This window comes from Streptomyces sp. NPDC040610, from assembly GCF_055594065.1.
On record NZ_JBVIXA010000003.1, the window covers coordinates 409,276 to 429,784 of the forward strand.

Annotated in this window: 18 protein-coding genes; 14 read left to right on the forward strand and 4 right to left on the reverse strand. The window is 72.8% G+C overall.

Annotated features, from left to right (window positions below):
- Positions 1-52: 52 nt before the first annotated feature.
- The 12 genes from ACZ6AA_RS14525 to ACZ6AA_RS14580 all read left to right on the forward strand — a co-directional run bounded on the left by ACZ6AA_RS14525 (position 53) and on the right by ACZ6AA_RS14580 (position 13,211).
- Complete coding sequence (locus ACZ6AA_RS14525; RefSeq protein ID WP_471458198.1) at positions 53-940, forward strand: SRPBCC family protein; 888 nt, start codon at positions 53-55, stop codon at positions 938-940.
- Positions 941-1,286: 346 nt separating this feature from the next.
- Complete coding sequence (locus ACZ6AA_RS14530; protein WP_471458200.1) at positions 1,287-2,090, forward strand: aldose epimerase family protein; 804 nt, start codon at positions 1,287-1,289, stop codon at positions 2,088-2,090.
- A 28-nt stretch (positions 2,091-2,118) separates the two neighbouring features.
- Positions 2,119-2,670 carry an orotate phosphoribosyltransferase gene (gene pyrE, locus ACZ6AA_RS14535; RefSeq protein WP_468460960.1) on the forward strand — a complete coding sequence of 184 codons (552 nt, stop codon included), beginning with the start codon at positions 2,119-2,121 and terminating at the stop codon, positions 2,668-2,670.
- Between the two features lie 189 nt (positions 2,671-2,859).
- Positions 2,860-3,882: a class II fructose-bisphosphate aldolase gene (gene fbaA, locus ACZ6AA_RS14540; protein ID WP_468460962.1), complete on the forward strand. Its 1,023-nt coding sequence runs from the start codon at positions 2,860-2,862 to the stop codon at positions 3,880-3,882.
- 143 nt (positions 3,883-4,025) lie between these two features.
- Positions 4,026-5,186 (forward strand): MalY/PatB family protein, encoded by a 1,161-nt coding sequence (locus ACZ6AA_RS14545; protein ID WP_468461122.1) that lies wholly within the window; start codon positions 4,026-4,028, stop codon positions 5,184-5,186.
- Between the two features lie 64 nt (positions 5,187-5,250).
- Complete coding sequence (locus ACZ6AA_RS14550; RefSeq protein WP_468460964.1) at positions 5,251-5,664, forward strand: DUF3151 domain-containing protein; 414 nt, start codon at positions 5,251-5,253, stop codon at positions 5,662-5,664.
- Between the two features lie 179 nt (positions 5,665-5,843).
- Entirely contained in the window at positions 5,844-6,719 is an 876-nt protein-coding gene (locus tag ACZ6AA_RS14555) for a tryptophan 2,3-dioxygenase family protein (RefSeq protein ID WP_468460966.1), read from the forward strand.
- Positions 6,712-8,070 (forward strand): kynureninase, encoded by a 1,359-nt coding sequence (gene kynU, locus ACZ6AA_RS14560; RefSeq protein ID WP_471458203.1) that lies wholly within the window; start codon positions 6,712-6,714, stop codon positions 8,068-8,070. Before ACZ6AA_RS14555 ends, kynU begins: the two co-directional genes overlap by 8 nt.
- 249 nt (positions 8,071-8,319) lie before the next feature.
- Positions 8,320-9,279, forward strand: a complete 960-nt coding sequence (locus ACZ6AA_RS14565; protein ID WP_471458205.1) for an alpha/beta hydrolase — start codon at positions 8,320-8,322, stop codon at positions 9,277-9,279.
- Positions 9,280-9,818: 539 nt separating this feature from the next.
- Positions 9,819-11,255 carry a sensor histidine kinase gene (locus ACZ6AA_RS14570; RefSeq protein WP_471458207.1) on the forward strand — a complete coding sequence of 479 codons (1,437 nt, stop codon included), beginning with the start codon at positions 9,819-9,821 and terminating at the stop codon, positions 11,253-11,255.
- Positions 11,255-11,935, forward strand: coding sequence for a response regulator (locus tag ACZ6AA_RS14575; protein ID WP_468460974.1), 681 nt, complete (start codon positions 11,255-11,257; stop codon positions 11,933-11,935). The genes ACZ6AA_RS14570 and ACZ6AA_RS14575 overlap by 1 nt, the downstream gene beginning before the upstream one ends.
- 67 nt (positions 11,936-12,002) lie before the next feature.
- Positions 12,003-13,211, forward strand: coding sequence for a cytochrome P450 (locus ACZ6AA_RS14580; RefSeq protein ID WP_468460976.1), 1,209 nt, complete (start codon positions 12,003-12,005; stop codon positions 13,209-13,211).
- A 70-nt stretch (positions 13,212-13,281) separates the two neighbouring features.
- Here the strand turns inward: ACZ6AA_RS14580 and ACZ6AA_RS14585 are convergent, their stop codons facing one another.
- On the reverse strand, positions 13,282-14,853 hold the full coding sequence (locus ACZ6AA_RS14585; RefSeq protein WP_468460978.1) for an ABC transporter permease: 1,572 nt from the start codon (positions 14,851-14,853) through the stop codon (positions 13,282-13,284).
- On the reverse strand, positions 14,850-15,770 hold the full coding sequence (locus ACZ6AA_RS14590; protein ID WP_471458210.1) for an ABC transporter ATP-binding protein: 921 nt from the start codon (positions 15,768-15,770) through the stop codon (positions 14,850-14,852). The genes ACZ6AA_RS14585 and ACZ6AA_RS14590 overlap by 4 nt, the downstream gene beginning before the upstream one ends.
- Before the next feature lie 93 nt (positions 15,771-15,863).
- Here ACZ6AA_RS14590 and ACZ6AA_RS14595 point away from each other — a divergent pair, with 93 nt between their 5' ends.
- Positions 15,864-16,427 (forward strand): GbsR/MarR family transcriptional regulator, encoded by a 564-nt coding sequence (locus ACZ6AA_RS14595; protein WP_471458212.1) that lies wholly within the window; start codon positions 15,864-15,866, stop codon positions 16,425-16,427.
- 36 nt (positions 16,428-16,463) lie between these two features.
- Here ACZ6AA_RS14595 and ACZ6AA_RS14600 read toward each other — a convergent pair whose 3' ends face one another.
- A complete protein-coding gene (locus ACZ6AA_RS14600; RefSeq protein ID WP_471458214.1) occupies positions 16,464-17,324 on the reverse strand; it encodes a diacylglycerol kinase in 861 nt (286 codons plus the stop codon).
- A gap of 174 nt (positions 17,325-17,498) precedes the next feature.
- On the opposite strand from ACZ6AA_RS14600, the gene ACZ6AA_RS14605 reads away from it, so the two are divergent.
- The gene (locus ACZ6AA_RS14605; RefSeq protein WP_468460986.1) at positions 17,499-18,782 is read left to right on the forward strand and encodes an adenylosuccinate synthase; all 1,284 of its coding nucleotides are present in this window, start codon (positions 17,499-17,501) and stop codon (positions 18,780-18,782) included.
- On the opposite strand, the gene ACZ6AA_RS14610 is transcribed toward ACZ6AA_RS14605, so the two are convergent.
- On the reverse strand, positions 18,775-20,343 hold the full coding sequence (locus ACZ6AA_RS14610) for a substrate-binding domain-containing protein (protein WP_471458216.1): 1,569 nt from the start codon (positions 20,341-20,343) through the stop codon (positions 18,775-18,777). The genes ACZ6AA_RS14605 and ACZ6AA_RS14610 overlap by 8 nt on opposite strands.
- Between the last annotated feature and the right edge of the window lie 166 nt (positions 20,344-20,509).

The window sequence follows — 20,509 nt, forward strand, 5'->3', positions numbered from 1 at the left end:
GCGCGGGCAAGTGTCGTACATCACGCGGTGGGCGTCGGTACGCTCGACTGTCATGGAGCATGAGGTGTTCGTACCGGTCCCGGAAGAGCCGCTCCGCGAAGCGCTCGCCGACCCCGAGCGGGTCGTCGGCGCTGTGCCGGGGTGGCAGCGTGATGCCGACGCGGAGTCGCCGCCCCTGGCCGGGCGGCTGCGGGTGCGGGTCGGTGGCCACACGATCACCTACCGCGGTGCCCTGCGGCTCGCCCCCCGGGACGGGGGTGTCTACTCCCTCGACGGCGAGGGCACCGAGGTGCGCGGCGGTGGCTCCGTGAAGTTCTCCCTCACCCTGCGGCTCGCCCCCGCCGCGGAGGGCGGCACCAGCCTCGCCTTCTCCGGTACGGGCTCCGGCGACGGGCGCATCGCCGAGATCGCCGAAAGTTCTCCACAGGCTGTGGAGGCGGCGGTGCGGAGGTTGCTCGGGCGGTTCGGGGAGGGGTTGGGGGTGGGGAGGGCCTCTACGGCTTCCGCGGAGGCCTCCGGCCGGGACCAGGACGGGGACGCCCCGGCCGCCCCGACCGACCCGGCCGACTCGGTCGACGCCGCCGCCGATGACGCCGCAGCCTCCGCCTCCGCCGATGCCGTCGACTCCGTCGAGGAGGTCGGGGGGATCTACGAGGCCGAGGTGCCGCCTCCGTCCTTGGACCCGGTGGCCGATGACTTCGACCGGGTGTTGGGCGTCGGGGGTGGGGCTGCGGCGGAGGCCGCGCATGCTCGGCGGACGATGATCGGGCGCAGCGCGGAGGAGGTCGACCACGCTCCGCCCCGGGGGCGGTACGCGCCCGTGCCGGTGCCCGAGGCGATGTCGGGCGGGGTCGCCACGCTGCGCTGGGCCGCGCCTGCGGCGGCGGTGGTGCTGGCTTCGGCGATTGTGGTGGGTCGGGTGCTGCGTCGGCGGCGCTGAGCTGGCGGGGGCGCCCCCGTATCGGCGCTCCGCGCCTCGTCCTCAATCGCCGGACGGGCTCTCTCCCACCCACCCGCCCTGACTTCTCCCGGGCAACCCAAAAGCCCGGCACCATCAGCCCTGAACCACCCTGCCGCGCCCCGCAGCCTCGGTTCCGCCCAGCCCCGGCGAAGTTTCAGCCCGTCCGGCGTTTGAGGACGAGGCGCGGAGCGCCGATTCGGCGGTGCCTCCGGCCCGGCGGAAGGGGACACCCACCCCCGGGGTCCAGGGGCGGAGCCCTGGCATCGGTGAAGGGGCGGGGTTGGGGAGCCCCCGGCGGGGAGGCGGCGGTCGTAAGGTCGGGGGTGTGAGTAGTGATGAGATCAGGCTGGCCGCGGGTGGCGCGGATGTGGTGGTGCGGCCGGGGGACGGCTGCCGGGTGGGGAGTCTGCGGGTCGACGGGGTCGAGCTGCTGCGACAGGGGGAGCGGTACGGGAGCTTCCCGATGGTGCCGTGGTGCGGCCGCACCAGGGAGGGACGGTTCAGGAACGGCGACGTTCCGCACCAGCTCCCGGTGAACTCGCCACCGCACGCAATCCACGGCACCGCCCGGGACGCCCAGTGGAAGACGGCCCGCGTCACCGACCGCGAGGCGGTGTTCACGTACGACCTGACGGACCCCTGGCCGTACCCGGGCAGGGTCACGCAGATCGTGGAGCTGACCGAGGACGCCCTGACGCTGAGGCTGGCGATCGAGACGTACGAGGACTCGTTCCCGGCGCAGGCGGGCTGGCACCCGTGGTTCAACCGCCACCTGGCGGGCGACCCGCCGGACACCGAGGGCGTCCGGCTGGACTTCGCCGCCGCCTGGCAGGAACTGCGGGGCGACGACCACCTCCCCACGGGCACCCGGATCGACCCGGCCCCCGGCCCCTGGGACGACTGCTTCGGGATGCCCGACGGCGTGGACGTGACCCTGACCTGGCCGGGCCGCCTGGAGCTGAAGGTGGCGAGCAGGGAGCAGTGGGTCGTGGTGTACGACGAACCCGCGGAAGCCGTGTGCGTGGAGCCGCAGACGGGCCCGCCGAACGGCCTGAACACCGCGCCCCGCCTCGTCACCCCGCTGGAGCCCCTGGAGACGTCGACCACCTGGACCTGGCGGCGACTGTGACCCCCACGGCGCCTTTAAGCTCGTAGCCATGACGAACGACGTACGCGGCGACCTGCTGCAGCAGATCAAGGACAAGGCCGTCGTGCACGGCAAGGTGACGCTCTCCTCGGGCATCGAGGCCGACTACTACGTGGACCTGCGCCGCGTCACCCTCGACGGCGAGGCCGCCCCCCTGGTCGGCGAGGTCCTCCTCGACCTGACCGCGGAGCTGGAGTTCGACGCCGTGGGCGGCCTGACGATGGGCGCCGACCCGGTGGCCGCGGCGATGCTGCACGCCGCCGCGGGCCGGGGCCGGAGCCTGGACGCCTTCGTGGTCCGCAAGGCCGCGAAGGCGCACGGCCTGCAGCGCCGCGTGGAGGGCCCGGAGATCAAGGGCCGCCGGGTGCTCGTGGTCGAGGACACGTCGACGACCGGCGGCTCCCCGCTGACCGCCGTGGAGGCGGTCCGCGAGGCCGGGGCCGAGGTCGTGGGCGTGGCGACGATCGTGGACCGTGCCACCGGCGCCGCCGAGAAGATCACCGAGGGCGCGGGGGTCCCGTACCTCTTCGCGTACTCGAAGGACGAGCTCGGCCTCGACTGAGCGAAGCCGCCGCGCGGCGCCCCGCACGGGTGCCGCGCTCGGGCTGGAGCAATCCGGCGAGTCTGGAAAGATGGGGGCGACGACGGCGTCGCCCCCGGTACCACCGGTCCCACCGGTCCTCCAGGTACCCCAGGTCAGGGACACAGCAGCAGAGCAGCACTCACCCCGCACATCACAAGGAGCGGACACATGCCCATCGCAACCCCCGAGGTCTACAACGAGATGCTCGACCGGGCGAAGGCAGGCAAGTTCGCCTACCCGGCCATCAACGTGACGTCCTCGCAGACCCTGCACGCTGCGCTGCGCGGCTTCGCGGAGGCGGAGAGCGACGGCATCATCCAGATCTCCACGGGTGGCGCGGAGTTCCTGGGCGGCCAGTACAACAAGGACATGGTGACGGGCGCGGTGGCCCTCGCCGAGTTCGCGCACATCGTCGCGGCGAAGTACGACATCACGGTCGCGCTGCACACCGACCACTGCCCGAAGGACAAGCTCGACGGCTACGTCCGCCCGCTCCTGGACGTCTCCGCCGAGCGCGTCAAGGCCGGCCGCAACCCCCTCTTCCAGTCCCACATGTGGGACGGCTCCGCCGAGACCCTCGCCGACAACCTGGCCATCGGCCAGGAGCTGCTCGCCCAGGCCGCCGCCGCGAAGATCATCCTTGAGGTCGAGATCACCCCGACCGGCGGCGAGGAGGACGGCGTCACCCACGAGATCAACGACGAGCTGTACACCACGGTCGACGACGCGATCCGCACCGCCGAGGCCCTGGGCCTGGGCGAGAAGGGCCGCTACCTGCTCGCCGCGTCCTTCGGCAACGTCCACGGCGTCTACAAGCCGGGCAACGTCGTGCTGCGCCCCGAGCTTTTGAAGGACCTCCAGGAGGGCGTCGGCTCCAAGTACGGCAAGCAGTCCCCCTTCGACTTCGTGTTCCACGGCGGCTCCGGCTCGACCGCCGAGGAGATCGCGACCGCCCTGGAGAACGGCGTCGTGAAGATGAACCTCGACACGGACACGCAGTACGCCTTCACGCGTCCCGTCGCCGACCACATGTTCAAGAACTACGACGGCGTCCTGAAGGTCGACGGCGAGGTCGGCTCCAAGAAGACCTACGACCCGCGCACCTGGGGCAAGTCCGCCGAGGCGGGCATGGCCAAGCGCGTCACCGAGGCGTGCGCGAACCTGCGCTCCACCGGCACGAAGCTCAAGTAGGTCACCGTTCGTCGGGCCCGGTACTCCGCGTGGGTGCCGGGCCCGCGGCATGTCCGGAGGAACCCGTCGTGGAGTACGAGCCCGTGGAGGACACGTCCGTGAAGCACGAACCCGTGAAGCACGAACCCGTGAAGCACGAACCCGTGGAGTACGACTTCGACACCCCCGTCGACCGGTACGGCACCTGGTGCGTCCAGTGGGACGGCGTCGCCGACCGGTTCCCGGTCCCCGACCTGCTCCCCTTCACCATCTCCGACATGGATTTCCCGTGCGCCCCGCCCGTCCTCGACGCGCTCCAACGCCGCGTCGCGCACGGCGTCTTCGGCTACACGGACTGGCGCAACGACGACTTTCGCGGCGCCGTCCGCGACTGGTTCAAACAGCGCCACGACACCGACGTCGACCCCGGCTCGCTCGTGTACGCCCCGTCCGTGCTCAACCAGATATCCCAGCTCCTGCGGATGTGGACCGAGCCCGGCGACGGGGTGGTCGTGCACACGCCCACCTACGACGGGTTCCGCAAGGCCGTCGGCGGGCTCGGCCGCGAGCTGCGCACCGTGCCCGTCGACGATCCCGGACTCGCCCTCCTCGAAGCCGAGTTGGCCCGGCCCGGCGCGCGCGTGCTGCTGCTCTGTTCGCCGCACAATCCCACCGGGCGGGTGTGGAGCGACGCCGAGCTCGGCGGGATCGCGGCGCTGTGCGAGCGGTACGGGGTCGCCGTCATCAGCGACGAGATCCATGCCGACCTGACGCACGACGGATCCACCCACCTGCCGTGGACCCGGTACGCCCGGGGGCGGTGGGCCCTTGTCACCTCCGCCACGAAGGCCTTCAACTTCCCCTCTCTGAGCGGGAGCTACGGCTTCGTCGGAGACCCCGACGACCATGCCGCCTTCGTCCGGCGGATGGACACGGGGGAGGGCCTCGCCTCGCCCGCGGTGCTCTCCCTCACCGCCCACATCGCCGCCTACCGGGAAGGGGCGGAGTGGCTGGACGCCGTGCGTGCCTACGCGTACGGGAATCTGGCGTTCGTCGGGGAGCGGTTGAACGAGGCCTTTCCCGAGCTGGGGTGGGTGCCGCCGCAGGCCGGGTATCTCGCCTGGGTCGATCTGCGGTCCGTGCTCGGAGGGGTCGGCGACGAGGGGCTTCAGCGGGAGCTGGTGGAGCGGCAGGGGGTGGCCGTCATGGCCGGGGGGACGTATGGGGCGCCCGGGTTCGTGCGGCTGAATGTGGGGTGTCCGCGGGGGAAGGTCGAGGCGGGGGTGGAGGCGTTGGTGCGGGGGGTTCGGGCGGTGCGGGGGTAGGGCCTCGGGAAGGGGCGGGGTCGGGGAGCCCCCGGCAGGGCCACGCATGCCGCAGACTTGTCCCATGTCCATTCACGAGAACCTGCTCGGGGGACCGCCCCCGACCCACCTGCCCGACGACCCGGAGCCCCGCGAACTCCTCGCCGCCGGCACCCCGGCCACGGAGGTGGCGGCGAAGTACCCGACGTCGTCCCTCGCCTGGGCCCGCCTCGCCGACGAGGCGTACGAGGCAGGCCGCGTCGTCGAGTCGTACGCGTACGCCCGTACGGGATACCACCGCGGCCTCGACTCCCTGCGCCGCAGCGGCTGGAAGGGCCACGGCCCGGTCCCCTGGGAGCACGAGCCGAACCGCGGCTTCCTGCGCGCCCTGCACGCCCTGGCCCGCGCCGCGGGCGCGATCGGCGAGCAGGAGGAGTACGAGCGCTGCTCGACGTTCCTGCGCGACTCCTCACCGGCGGCGGCGGACACGCTTGGCTAGCGGCCCCGCCCGGCCACCGCACCCGCGGGCCGTGCACGACCTGCCTGGACACCCAGTGTGACCAGGCAGGTCTTGCCGTTTCCGGGGATGTTGCGGAGGATGCGGGTGGGGACCGGGGCCCCCGTGCCGGTACCGGCAGGGGCGGACCGCTACCCGGAGTACGCATCTAGGAGACAGCGATGTCCCACGAGGCGCACGCGGCGCACGAGCCCGGCCGCCAGTCCGCGGTGGCGGACGGCGAGAGCCCGGACAGCCCGAACCTCGACTTCGCAGGCACCACCCCTTACGAGGACTACGTCCAGGCGGACGTCCTCACGCACCTCCAGCACCTGCGGTCCGACGACCCCGGCGAGATGGTCTTCCTCGTCACCACCCAGGTGATGGAGCTGTGGTTCACCGTCATCGTCCACGAGTGGGAGACCGCCGCGCGCGCCCTGCGCGAGGACGACGTGCCGGTGGCCATCGCCGCGCTGAAGCGGTCGGTGCGGGAGCTGGAGGCCCTGAACCACTCGTGGAAGCCGCTCGGGCAGCTCACCCCCGCCCAGTTCAACTCCTACCGGGGCGCGCTCGGGGAGGGCTCCGGCTTCCAGTCGGCGATGTACCGGCGCATGGAGTTCCTGCTCGGCGAGAAGTCCGCGTCCATGCTGGTGCCGCACCGCGGCGCCCCGCGCGTGCACGCCGAGCTGGAGAAGGCGCTCCAGGAGCCGAGCCTGTACGACGAGGTGCTGCGGCTCCTCGCCCGGCGCGGGCACCCGATACCGGCCGCGGTCCTCGATCGCGACATCTCCCGCAAGTACGAGCCCTCGCCCGAGGTCGAGGCCGTGTGGACGGCCCTGTACGCCGGGGACGAGGGCGCCGAACTCGCCCGGCTCGGCGAGGCGTTGACCGACGTCGGCGAGCTGGTCTGGCGATGGCGCAACGACCACCTGGTCGCCACCCGTCGCGCCATGGGCTCCAAGACCGGCACGGGCGGCTCCGCCGGGGTGGCCTGGCTGGAGAAACGGGCCACGAAGAACGTGTTCCCCGAGCTGTGGACGGCGCGCAGCCATGTCTGAGGCACGAAGGCCGGAGACGGCGGAGGTGGCGGAGGTGGCGGAGTTGTCCGAGGTGTCGGAGGTGTCGGAGGTGGCCCTCGTGGCGGAGCGTGCGCGGCTCGTCGACGCCGCCGCCGTACGGGACGGGAAGGACGAACTCGCCCACAAGCGGGCGGAGTTCGTACTCGACGACACCGTCTACCTGGACGGGAACTCGCTGGGCGCGCTGCCCCGGGGCGTCGAGGCGCGTGTCGTCGACGTCATCACCCGCGAGTGGGGGCAGATGCGCATCCGCTCCTGGGAGGAGAGCGGCTGGTGGACCGCTCCGGAGCGGATCGGCGACCGGCTCGCCCCGCTGATCGGCGCCGCCCCCGGGCAGGTCGTCGTCGCCGACTCGACGAGCGTCAACATCTTCAAGGCGCTGGTGGCGGCCGTGCGCATCGCCCGTCGGCGCGGCGGGGACGGGACCTCCCCGGACGAGGGGCGCGACGAACTCGTCGTTGACGCCACGACCTTCCCCACGGACGGGTACATCGCCGCGTCCGCGGCCCGCCTCACCGGCTGCCGCCTGATCCCCGTCGCCCCGGCGGACGTCCCCGGCGCGCTCGGTCCGCGTACCGCCGCCGTACTGCTCAACCACGCCGACTACCAGTCGGGGCGCCTGCACGACCTGCCCGGCCTGACCGCGGCCGTGCACGCCGCGGGCGCACTCGTCGTGTGGGACCTGTGCCACACGGCGGGCGCGCTGCCCATCGGCCTCGACGAGCAGGGCGTGGACCTGGCCGTCGGCTGCACCTACAAGTACCTGAACGGCGGCCCCGGTTCGCCCGCGTACCTGTACGTGCGCCGGGAGCACCAGCCGCACTTCGACTCGCCGCTGCCCGGCTGGAACTCGCACGTCGAGCCCTTCGGGATGCGGTCCGAGTACGAACCGGCCGCCGACGCCGTACGCGGCCGTGTCGGCACCCCCGACATCCTGTCGCTGCTCGCCTTCGACGCCGCGCTCGACGTGTGGGAGGGCGTGTCGATGGCGGCCGTGCGCGCCAAGTCCCTCGCCCTGACGGACTTCTTCCTCGCCTGCGTCGCCGCGTACGTGCCCGCGGGCCGCGTCGAGTCCGTCACGCCCGAGGCGCACGCCGAGCGGGGCAGCCAGATCGCGCTGCGCTGCCCGGACGCCGCCGACGTCATGAAGCGGCTCATCGAGCGGGGCGTGGTCGGCGACTTCCGCGCGCCGGACGTGCTGCGCTTCGGGTTCACGCCGCTGTACGTGTCGTTCGCGGACGCGGAGCGGGCCGCGTGGGTGCTGGCGGAGACGCTGGCGGAGGTGCCCGGGGCGCCCGGGGCGCCCGGGAGGTCGGAAGGGGCTCTGTAGTCGCCTGCGGCCGTCTGTGGTCGGCTGTGGTCGGGGAGACTGCCGTGAGAGTGCCGTGGGGTCGCTGGATGGGGCGGTGCGGTGGGCCCTGCGGCACGGCTGTCGGCCGGATCCTGATACCGTCCGGCAGATCTGGATCATGGTCTGGATCATGGTACGAACGCCCGTCGGCTGCCGGAGAGTTGCTCCTGGACAGTTGCCTTCGGTGGCCGACGGGCGGCCGCTGACCGAGTTTGAGAGGGTTGCCGCATGCCGGACGACGCCGCCGTGGCTCGCGATGCCGCCGAGCAGGATTCCGCGTTCGCGCATCCCGCGGTCCGGGCCGACGCCACCGTCGCGTACGGCGCGCACGCGGACCAGGTCGTGGACTTCTACGCCCCGCGCGGCGCCGCCGAGGGGTCCGCGCCGCTGGTCGTGGTGTTGCACGGGGGTGCGTGGCGGGCTCCGTACGACCGCGCGCACGTGTCACCGTTCGCGGACTTCCTGGCCCGGCGGGGGTTCGCCGTGGCCAGCGTCGAGTACCGGCGGGGTGCTGCGGGTGGGCTTGTCCCGGCGCAGGACGGCCTCGTTCCCGCCCAGGGGGGCCTCGCCCCTGAGCAGGGCGATGCGGGGCCCGTCGCCGGGCGCTGGCCCGACACCCTCGACGACGTGGCCGCCGCGCTCGACGCGCTGCCCGGGCTCGTCCGTACGGCGCTGCCCATGGCCGACCCGCACCGGGTCGTGCTGACCGGGCACTCCGCCGGGGGGCATCTCGCGCTGTGGGCCGCGGCGCGGCACGTCCTGCCGGAGGGCTCGCCGTGGCACCGGGAGCGGCCTGCGCCGCTGCGCGGGGTGGTGGCGCTCGCCCCGATCGGGGATCTGCGGGTGGCGGACGAGCTGGGGGTGTGTTCCGGTGCGGTACGCCAGTTCCTCGGTGCCGTTCGGCCCGGTGTGGACGCCGGTGATGCCGACGTGCGGTTCGAGGAGCGGGTCGTGCACGCGGATCCGGCGGCGTTGCTGCCCACCGGGATCGCGACCACCGTCGTCCAGGGGCGGACGGACATCGTCGTGCCTCAGGCCGTTTCCGAGGCCTACGCGGATGCGGCGGCCAAGGCCGGTGAGGTGGTCGGCTTGACGCTTCTTGAGGACGTGGGCCATTTTCCGCTGATCGATCCGGCGGCGGACGCGTGCGCGGTGGTCGCGGAAGAAATCGCCCAGCTGGCCTTCTGATCGCCCTTCCCCCGCGTCCCGTGCGGCCGCGCCGGGGGCACCCCCGTATCGGCGCTCCGCGCCTCGTCCTCAATCGCCGGACGGGCTCTCTCCCACCCACCCGCCCCGACTTCTCCCGGGCAACCCAAAAGCCCGGCACCATCAGCCCCGAAACGCCCCCACGCCACAGCACCCCTCCCGCCCGTCGCAGCACCGCTCCTGCCCGCCTCGCAGCACCCCTCCCTCTCCCCGCAGCACCCCTCCCTCTCCCCGCAGCGCCCCCTTCCTCGCGATCCACAGCGCCTCTCCGGCCCGCCCGGCGAAGTTTTCAGCCCGTCCGGCGTTTGAGGACGAGGCGCGGAGCGCCGATTCGGGGGAGGACTGGCCCGCCCGCGCAGGGCACCCACCCCCCGGGGTCCAGGGGCGGAGCCCATGGTTTCGGTGAAGGGGTGGGACTGGGGCGCCCCCGCGAGGGCCCCACGTAGTACCTGCGACGGACCTCCCCGAACCCGTCCCGGAGGGGACGCGGGGCCGACCCCCGGCCCCGTACCGTCTATCGCGTGACCGAGAAAACGCGCAGCCCAGAGCTCCACCTCGCGCAGAACGCCCTCCAGGGCCTGCGCACGGACCTCTTCCACGACGCCTTCGCCTACCGCCCCCTGCCCCCGCTGCGCGCCGACGCCACGATGGTGCAGTGGCTGCCGGGACGGATACGCAGGCTCGCCGTGTGGTTCCCGCACGCGGTGGTCCTGGCGATGGCCGCGTTCACGGTGATGATCACGTACGCGGGGATGTCCGGCGGCTACGGCGGCAACGACCTGATCGAGGTCCTGGCGTCGCTGATCCCCGCGGCCACGGTGGCCCTGACCCTGGTGCGCCCGGTCTTCGCGTGGTGGCTGTCCCTGGCGGTGACCCCGTTCCTCGCGGTGGTGGCAGGCGGCGGCGACTACCCGTGGTCGCCGGGCTCCTTCGTGGGTCACACCCTGGTGATGATGGTGGTCGCGGCCCGCACCCGCCCCCGCACGGCGGCCTGGATGTGGGTCCTCACGACGGTGTACTCGTTCCTCGCGGACGGCGCCGGGTCGAGCTACTCGTCCAACAGCGGCCCCCTCGCCGTGGTCAGCGGCGTCGCGATCACTCTGGTCAGCCTGGCCGCCGTGAACTCCCACACCCGCCGCGAGGTCGTCGCCGAGCGCACGGTCACCGCCGTGGAGCGGGACCGGCGCACGCTCCTCGAGGAGCGTACGAACATCGCCCGCGAGCTGCACGACGTGGTCGCCCACCACATGTCGGTGGTCGCGATCCAGGCGGAGGCCGCCCCGTACCGCGTGGAGAACCCGCCGCCGGAGCTGGAGCAGGCCTTCGCGACGATCCGCGAGAACGCGGTGATCGCCCTGACGGAGCTGCGCCGCGTCCTCGGCGTCGTCCGGGCGGAGGACTACGAGGCCCCCGACGCCCCGCAGCCCACCCTCGCCGACATCGACCGGCTGCTCGACAACGTGCGCGGCACCGGCCTCGCCGTGGAGAAGGCCGTCACCGGCGCGGCCCGCGAGCTGCCGCAGGGCGTGGAGCTCTCGGCGTACCGCATCGTGCAGGAGGCGCTCAGCAACAGCCTGCGGCACGCGCCGGGCGCGACGGCCCGGGTGGAGATCGGCTATGTCCTCGGCGGACTCGGCCTGCGGATCGTCAACGGGCCGCCGACGGAGTCGGTGAAGCCCTCGCCGGGCGCGGGGCACGGCATCACGGGGATGCGGGAGCGGGTGTCGATGCTGGACGGCGGCATGACGGCGGAGCCGACGGCGGACGGGGGGTACGAGGTGACGGTGTTCCTGCCGGTGCCGGTGGACGCCCCGAGGTCGGCGGACGCGGGGGGCGCCCCGGAGGCGGCCGACGTCCGGACCGGACCGACCGGGCCGGGGTCGCCGACGGCCGAGCCCTCGTCCCCGGCCGTCACACGGCCCCTCTCCCTCGACAAGCCGGCCGGAGGCCACGCCTGATGAACCGCACCATCCGCGTCCTGATCGCCGACGACCAGATGATGGTCCGCGAGGGCTTCTCCGTGCTGTTGAACGCGATGCCGGACATCGAGGTCGTCGGCGAGGCGGTCAACGGGCGCGAGGCCGTCGACCGGGTCCGTGAACTCGCCCCGGACGTCGTCCTGATGGACATCCGCATGCCGGAGCTGAACGGCATCGAGGCGACCCGCGAGATCGTCGCGGACGCCCGGGTCGAGACGAAGGTGCTCGTCCTGACGACGTTCGACCTGGACGAGTACGTGTACCAGGCGCTGCGCGCGGGCGCGTCCGGCTTCCTGCTCAAGGACGCCTCGGCCCGCCAACTCGCCGACGGTGTAAGGGTGGTGGCCTCCGGCGAGGCCCTGCTCGCGCCGAGCGTGACGCGCCGCCTGATCACGGAGTTCTCGAAGCTGTCGGACAACCCCCGGCTCGCCGCGTCCGCGCAGGCGCAGGCGCAGTACGGCGAGCTGACCGAACGCGAGACGGAGGTCCTGGTGCTCATCGCGCAGGGCCTGTCCAACGGGGAGATCGCCGCCCGTCTCGTCGTCGCCGAGTCCACGATCAAGACGCACGTCAGCCGGGTCCTGGTGAAGCTCGGCCTGCGCGACCGCACCCAGGCGGCGGTGTTCGCGTACGAGGCGCGGCTGGTCACTCCGGGCTGAGGGGGCGCCGGTCGGGCCGGGCCGAGGGGGGCTGGTCAGGCGGGGTGCGCGGGGCTAACGTCCCGGCATGGACGCCCCCTTCGACCCCTGGTCGCCCGAGTTCGTGGCGGACCCCTACCCCGCGTACGCCGCCCTGCGCGCCCGGGGCCGCGCGCACTACTACGAACCCAGCCGCCAGTACCTGATCCCGCACCACGCGGACGTCGCTGCCCTGCTGCGCGACCGCCGCCTCGGCCGCACGTATCTGCACCGGTACAGCCACGAGGAGTTCGGCCGCCAGGCGCCCCCGCCCGAGCACGAGCCGTTCCACGTCCTCAACGACCACGGCATGCTCGACCTGGAGGCCCCGGCGCACACCCGCGTCCGCCGCCTGGTGGCGAAGGCGTTCACTCCGCGCACGGTGGAGCGGCTGCGCCCGTACGTCGAGGGCCTCGCGGACGATCTCGTACGGGGGCTCGTGGCGGACGGGGGCGGGGATCTGGTGGCGCGGGTCGCCGAGCCGCTGCCCGTCGCGGTGATCGCCGAGATGCTGGGGATCCCGGAGGCGGACCGGGGGCCGCTGCGGCCCTGGTCGGCGGACATCTGCGGGATGTACGAGCTGAACCCGGGGGAGGAGACGGCGGCCCGGGCCGTGCGCGCCTCGGTGGAGTTCTCGGCGTATCTGAGGGAGTTGATCGCCGCGCGGCGCAAGGAGCCCGGCGACGATCTGATCAGCGCGCTCATCGCCGCCCACGACGAGGGCGACCGTCTCAGCGAGCAGGAGATGATCTCGACCTGCGTGCTGCTCCTGAACGCGGGCCACGAGGCCACCGTCAACGCCACCGCCAATGGGTGGAACGTTCTTTTCAGTCACCCGGAACAGCTCGCCGCCCTGCGCGCGGAGCCGGAGCGACTGCTGCCCACAGCCGTCGAGGAACTGCTGCGCTACGACACGCCGTTGCAGCTCTTCGAGCGGTGGGTGCTCGACGACATCGAGGTCGGGGACACGGTCGTTCCGCGCGGCAGCGAGGTCGCGCTGCTCTTCGGCTCCGCCAACCGGGACCCCGCCGCGTTCGCCGCCCCGGACACCCTGGACCTGGCCCGCGCCGACAACCCGCACATCTCCTTCAGCGCGGGCATCCACTACTGCGTCGGCGCGCCGCTCGCCCGCGTCGAACTGGCCGCGTCGCTGGGGGCGTTGCTGCGCCGGGCCCCTCGGCTGCGGCTCGCCGCCGAGCCGCGGCGCGGGCCGAACTTCGTGATGCGGGGGCTCGGCGAGCTGATCGTGAGCTGCTGAAGGGCGCGGGGGAGGGGCCGGGGGCCGCCGGTCCCCGTGCTGCGGCGGCCCCCGGGGTCGTCCCGGCGCGTCAGCCGGTCGCCAGGTCCCGGCGGCGCAGCCCCACGAGCCCGGCCGCCGTGAGGGCCACCGCCACCGCCGTGAGCAGCAGCACCGGGCTCCACGCCATGTCCTGTCCCGGCAGCTTCGGCAGATGCGAGAACGGCGACAGGTTCATGACCGGCTGCGGTACGTCGAGGGCGGGGCCGATCCAGCCGATGAGCAGGGCGAGGCCCGCCACGCCCCAGGCGCCGACGGCCAGCTGCGGCGAGACGCCGTGCAGCAGCACCGCGAGGGAGCCGATCAGCCAGATCGCGGGCAGCTGGACCAGGCAGGCGCCGACGATCGGCCCGAAGTCCTGCCCGTACCCGATGGCGAGCCCGCAGGCCGCGAGCAGCATGATCAGCGCGGCGCCCGCGAAGGCGACGACGAGGTGGCCCGCCGCCCAGCGCAGCCTGCCCACCGCGTTCGCGAGGACCGGCTCGGCGCGCCCCGAGGTCTCCTCGCCGTGCGGCCGCAGCACCGAGGCGACGATGTAGAGCGCGCCGACCATGCCGATGATGCCGACGATCGCGGCGAGGAAGGCGTCGGTGAGGCCGGTCTGGCCGCCCATGCGCTCGAAGATCTCGCGGGTGTTCTCGTTGTCGCCGACCAGGTCGGTGGCGCCGTCCGTCATCCCGCCGAAGACGACTCCGGCGGCGAGGAAGCCGAGGCTCCAGCCGATGACGGCGCCGCGCTGCAGCCGCCGGGCGAGGGCGCCCGCCGTGCCGATGCGGCCGTGCGCGGGGCCCGGCCGGGACGGCAGGAAGCTCATGCCGACGTCGCGGCGCCCGGCGAGTTCGTACGCCCCGATGGTCTGGACGGCGATGGCGCCCGCGAAGAGCAGCAGCACCCACCACCGTTCGGCGCCGAAGGAGCGCAGGTTCTCCAGCCAGCCGACCGGGGACAGCCAGGTCAGGAGCGAGGAGCCGTCGGCCGTCGCCGAGTCGCCCGCCGCACGCAGCACGAACGCCGCGCCGAGCAGCGCCGACGTGAGGCCCTTGGCGAGCCGGGCGCTCTCCGTGAACTGGGCGACCATCGCCGCCATCGTGGCGAACACCATGCCCACCCCGGCGATGCCGAGCCCCAGCGCGAGCGCCCCCGAGCCGCCCTCGCCCGCGAGTCCGGCGGCGACGAGCAGGCCGAGGAGCGCGTTCGCGACCAGCGCCGTGAGCAGCGCCGACGTCAGGGGCGCGCGGCGGCCGACCATGGCCGAGGAGATCATCTCCTGGCGCCCCGTCTCCTCCTCCTCGCGCGTGTGCCGTACGACGATGACGAGGCTCATCACGGCGGCGAACACCCCGGCGAAGGTGCCGACGCGCCACGCCGTGAGCCCGCCGTAGGACTCGTCGAACACCGGGCCGTAGAGGGCGCGCAGGGAGGCGTTGGTGGCCAGCGAGTCCATCAGGTCGGCGCGCTGGGCCGCCGTGCCGTACACCTCCTTGAGGGTGTTCGGCATGCTCAGGACCATCGTCGCGATGACGGCGAGCCACACCGGGACGATGACGCGGTCGCGGCGCAGCGCCAGGCGCAGCAGCGGCCGGGTGCCGGTGACGGCGGTCATCGCGCCATCGCCCCTTCGGTACGCGCCGGCCCCACGTCCTCCTGGTAGTGCCGCAGGAACAGCTCCTCCAGGGTGGGCGGGGTGCTGGTCAGGGTGCGGATGCCGGAGTCGGTCAGGGCGCGCAGGACGGCGTCCAGCTTGTCGGTGTCGACCTGGAGCGCCACGCGGTGCCCTTCGATCTCCAGGCCGTGCACGCCCGGCAGCCCGGACAACCCGGTCGGCTCGCCCGCGAGTTCGGCGCGGACGCTGGTGCGGGTGAGGTGGCGCATGTCGGCCAGGGAGCCGGACTCGACGGTGCTGCCCTTGCGGATGATGCTGACCCGGTCGCAGAGGGTCTCCACCTCGCTGAGGATGTGCGAGGACAGCAGGACGGTACGGCCCTCCTCGCGGGCCCGGACCACGCAGCTCTGGAAGACCTCCTCCATCAGCGGGTCGAGGCCGGACGTCGGCTCGTCGAGGATCAGCAGCTCGACGTCCGACGCGAACGCGGCGACCAGGGCGACCTTCTGGCGGTTGCCCTTGGAGTAGGCGCGGCCCTTCTTCGTCGGGTCCAGCTCGAACCGCTCGATCAGCTCGGCCCGCCGCTCCTGGTCCAGGCCGCCCCGCAGCCTGCCGTACAGGTCGATGACTTCGCCGCCGGAGAGGTTGCGCCACAGGGTGACGTCTCCCGGTACGTACGCGAGGCGCCGGTGCAGTTCCACGGCGTCGTGCCAGGGGTCCTTGCCGAGGAGCTGCGCGGCGCCGGAGTCGGCCCGCAGCAGGCCGAGCAGGACGCGGATGGCGGTGGACTTGCCGGCCCCGTTGGGCCCGAGGAAGCCATGGACCTCACCGCGCTCGACGTCGAGGTCGAGGCCGTCAAGCGCGTGGGTCCGGCCGAACGACTTGTGCAGCCCGGAGACGGTGATTGCCTTCGTCATGTTTTTGAACGTACGCTGCTTTCACAAATTTGTGAAGTTAAGGAACTGTATAAACTTGGGAGGGCCGGGGCGAGCAGGGGAGATGATCCAGGGATGAGCACGGACGAGCAGGGCACGGCGGCGAGCCGTGCGGACGGGCCCGACGGCGCGCGCGCGGAGTACCTGGCAGAGGGCCCGACGGAGGACCTGGCGGCCGCGTCCCGGTTCACCGAGCAGTTCGCCGCGCAGCTGGTCTGGGCCGGGATGCCGCGCATGCCCGCACGCGTCTTCGCCGCGCTCCTCGCCTCCGAGTCCGGCGCGCTCACGGCGGCCGAGCTGGGGGAGCGGCTGCATGTGAGCCCGGCGGCGGTGTCGGGGGCGGTGCGCTATCTGACCCAGCAGTACATGGTCGCCCGCGAGCGGGAGCCCGGTTCGCGGCGCGACATCTTCCGGGTGCACAGCAACCAGTGGTACGAGGCGCTGACCAACCGGGACTCCGTCCTCAAGCGCTGGGAGACCGCCCTGCGCGACGGCATCGCGAGCCTCGGCCCGGACTCCCCCGCGGGCCACCGCCTGGAGGAGACCCTCGCCTTCTTCGAGTTCGTCCAGGGGGAACTGGCCGGCATGATGACCCGCTGGCGCACCCACAGGGAGTCCCTCTTCGGCCCGCCCCGCTGACCCGCGTCGCCCGCCCCGCTGACCGCGAGCGGCACCTCAGCGCGGCAGCACCAGCCCCCAGGCCTGCGCCCTGACGTGCCACGTCCGGCTCCGCACAGGCCCGGTCACGACGGCGTCCGCCCGGTACCGGAAGTCCGGCCCCGACACCGTCACCGACCGCGCCCGCGCCCGCACGGGCGCGACCTCCGCCCCGACCGACGCCGGATGCACCTCGACCCGCGCGAACCCCGCCCCGCCGGGCCGCACCCGCACCCCCTCGACGGGCTGGTCGAGGTCCACCAGCGTCACCCCGTCCGCCTCGACCCGCAGCCGCGAAGGGCCGCCGGGCACCACCCGCGAGGGCCGCACGGCCAGCGTCCGCACGAGCGACTGGCAGGTCCGCAGCCACGGATGCCGCTCCCCGCCCCCGGCCCCGCCGGGATCGTCCCCCGGAGCGCCGCCCCCGCCGCCCGCCACCGCCCCCACGGGCGGAATCAGCACATCCCCGACGACCACCCCGTCCCGGTCGTCCACGAGCAGATCGAGCCGCCGGGGCGCCCCCTCCAGGACGGCCCGCGCCGCGGCGACCGCCCCGGCGGGCACCCCGAGCCCCCGGGCCAGGCGGACGGCGGACGCGGCGGAGCCGACGGGAACGACGGAGAGCACGGCGGACGCGAGCGCCCGCTCCCGGTGCAGCACACCGACCGCGCGCAGCAGCGCGGCATCGTCACCCACCACGACGGGCCGCCGTGCCCCTCGCCTGACCAGCGCTTTCGTGAATTCCTCGGGGCTTTCGGGCAGGCACACCCTGACGCCCGCGCCCGCGCCAAGCACGTCCTTGGCGATGCGTACGGACTCCCCGTCCGTGCGCCGGGCGACCGGGTCGATGACCACCAGAAGCTGGTCGCGAGACGACACGTGCGCCCTTTCTTTAGGTCTCGGGTAGCATCTTTGTGCAAGAGCCCCTTGCGCTATTGCGCCAGGGGCTTCGTCTATTCCGGGGCAACCAAGGCACACCCACATCGGCGGCCGACGGCCTGTCGCTGTGGCCCCTGACCTTGGACATGCCCCGCCCGGAAGGGGTGTACGCCTGTGCCCGCACTCGTGCTGCTCGGTGCTCAGTGGGGTGACGAAGGCAAGGGAAAGGCCACCGACCTGCTCGGTGGCTCCGTGGACTATGTAGTGCGTTACCAGGGCGGCAACAACGCCGGCCACACGGTTGTCGTAGGCGACCAGAAGTACGCGCTGCATCTCCTCCCTTCCGGGATCCTCTCGCCGGACTGTGTCCCGGTCATCGGCAACGGAGTCGTCGTCGACCCGTCGGTCCTGCTCTCCGAGCTGAGCGGTCTGAACGAGCGCGGCGTCGACACGTCGAAGCTGCTGATCAGCGGTAACGCGCACATCATCACGCCGTACAACGTGACGGTCGACAAGGTCGGTGAGCGCTTCCTCGGCAAGCGGAAGATCGGCACGACCGGCCGCGGCATCGGCCCGACGTACGCCGACAAGATCAACCGCACCGGCATCCGCGTCCAGGACCTCTACGACGAGTCGATCCTGAAGCAGAAGGTCGAAGCGGCCCTGGAGCAGAAGAACCAGCTCCTGACGAAGGTGTTCAACCGCCGCGCCATCGAGGCCGAGCAGATCGTCGAGCAGCTCCTGGAGCACGGCGAGAACATCAAGCAGTACGTGGCCGACACCACGCTGATCCTCAACAACGCGCTCGACGAGGACAAGGTCGTCCTGTTCGAGGGCGGCCAGGGCACGCTCCTGGACGTGGACCACGGCACGTACCCCTTCGTCACCTCGTCGAACCCGACCGCGGGCGGCGCCTGCACGGGCACCGGCGTGGGCCCGACGAAGATCAGCCGTGTCATCGGCATCCTGAAGGCGTACACCACGCGTGTCGGCGCGGGCCCGTTCCCGACCGAGCTGTTCGACAAGGACGGCGAGGCGCTGCGCACCATCGGCGGCGAGCGCGGTGTGACCACGGGCCGGGACCGCCGCTGCGGCTGGTTCGACGCCCCGATCGCCCGCTACGCGACCCGCGTGAACGGCCTGACGGACTTCTTCCTCACCAAGCTGGACGTCCTCACCGGCTGGGAGCGGATCCCGGTCTGTGTCGCGTACGAGATCGACGGCAAGCGCGTCGAGGAACTCCCGTACAACCAGACGGACTTCCACCACGCGAAGCCCATCTACGAGACGCTGCCGGGCTGGTCCGAGGACATCACCCAGGCCAAGACCTTCGCCGACCTGCCGAAGAACGCGCAGGCCTATGTGAAGGCCCTGGAGGAGATGTCCGGCGCGCCGATCTCGGCGATCGGTGTGGGCCCCGGCCGCGACGAGACGATCGAGATCAACTCGTTCATCTAGCGGTCGACCCGCGCGCCTGGTCCGGGAGTTCGGCACAGGCGCGCAATCCCTCCGGTGTCGCGCACGGCAGATGGCCATGGACGCGGATCACGTCCTGGCCGCTGCCGCGCGCGTAGGCGAGGAAACCGGACGCGAGCGAGTCTGCGGGCGGCTGTCCGTACGTGTAGGCGTACTCGATCTCGCGGTACGGGTAGCCGCCGCTTTCGGTGAGGCCGTCCGAGGACGGCTGCCTGCCGTCGAGGGACAGCCGGTGCAGGCCCTTGAGGCGTGCGGCGGCGCGCAGTTCGCTGTAGCCGAGGGCGCCGGGGGTGCGGGCGACGGCGTCGAGTACCTGCTCGGTGGAGTCGAGTTCGCAGCGGATCACGGGGGCGCGGGCGTCGTCCTTGCGCACGCAGTCGTTGGACGACGCCTTGATCTCGAAGTCGCCGTCGAGCAGGCGGCGTTGCAGGGTGTCGCGGGTGCCGGAGCTGGACCCTCGGCTGACCAGGACGACCTCCTGGTCGGCCCCGCCGAGCTGCTTCCAGTTCCTGATCTCGCCCCGGTACAGCCGCCGCACGTCCTTCAGCGACAGATTCCGCAGCCGCACCCCGTCGTTGACGACGAGCGCGTACGCCGAGACCGCCACGCGGTGCTCGACGAGCCGCGGATAGCCGTCCGACCTGGGCCCGTCGGACAGGGCGATCAGCGACGGCGACTTCTTCGCGGACCGGGCCGAATCGGCGCCCGCCGCGTCGAGTTCCCGTATCCCCGCCGTGCTGCCGTGCGCGCTGACGCTGATCGAGGCGCCGGGGCAGTCGTCCTCGTACTTCTCCTTCAGCTCCTCGGCGACGGGCCGGAACGCCGTCGACCCCACGACGGTCAGCCGCCCCGTGGCGCACTCGATCGGCGTCGGGTCGTCCTCGCCCACCAGGATCATCGCGGCGAGCGTGACCACCGACGCGGTGAGCAGGGCGGTCAGCACCTTCGCGGGGCGGCTGAACAGCGGCGGCTTGTCGTCGGGCGTGGTGGACCTGTTGGGCTGCACCTCGCCCGCCTGGATGCCGCCGGACACGGTGATCTCGCGGCCGACGGCGCCGCCGGTGAGCAGGACGAGCAGCTTGTAGTGCTGGCCGCGGTTCAGCGGGACGCGCGGGATGTACACGGTCGAGCCGTCGTAGCGCAGCCCCGCCGCCGGGGTGAAGTGCTCCATCAGATGGTCGGCGCCCGCCTGCGCGGTGACGGCGAGGCCGCGCACGGTGCGGCCCGTGAACACGGCGGTCAGGCCGTGCAGCGCCCGCCCCGTGTAGTCGGCGTCGCCGATGGACTGCGACCCGTCGTTCTCCACCCGCAGCAGCACCAGCGTGGCGTCGGACATCTCCGGCGTCTCGTCGAAGAGCCCGAGCCGCGCGTTCGCCCCGCCCGTGCGGACGTTGTCGCCGATCGCGGTGTCCATCTGCACGCGGTACCCGATGCGCTTGCGGCGCGGCACCCGCCGTTCGTACCAGATGGCACCCATCGTGGCGAGCAGCCCGAGCGCGGCGGTCGATACGGCGACGACGTTCTCGGGGCTCAACCAGTTCACGCCCGCACGCTACGGAGGCGCCCCCGGGGCGGGGAACGCCACGGCGGGGGACTTCGCCGTTCCGCCGCCGGACGTTCGTGAGGGGTTCAACTGGCTTGCTGTGCGGGCGGTTTGCCCTCGCTCGCCAGTCGCCCTTCCCCTCGGCTGCCGTCGGTGTACGTCAGCC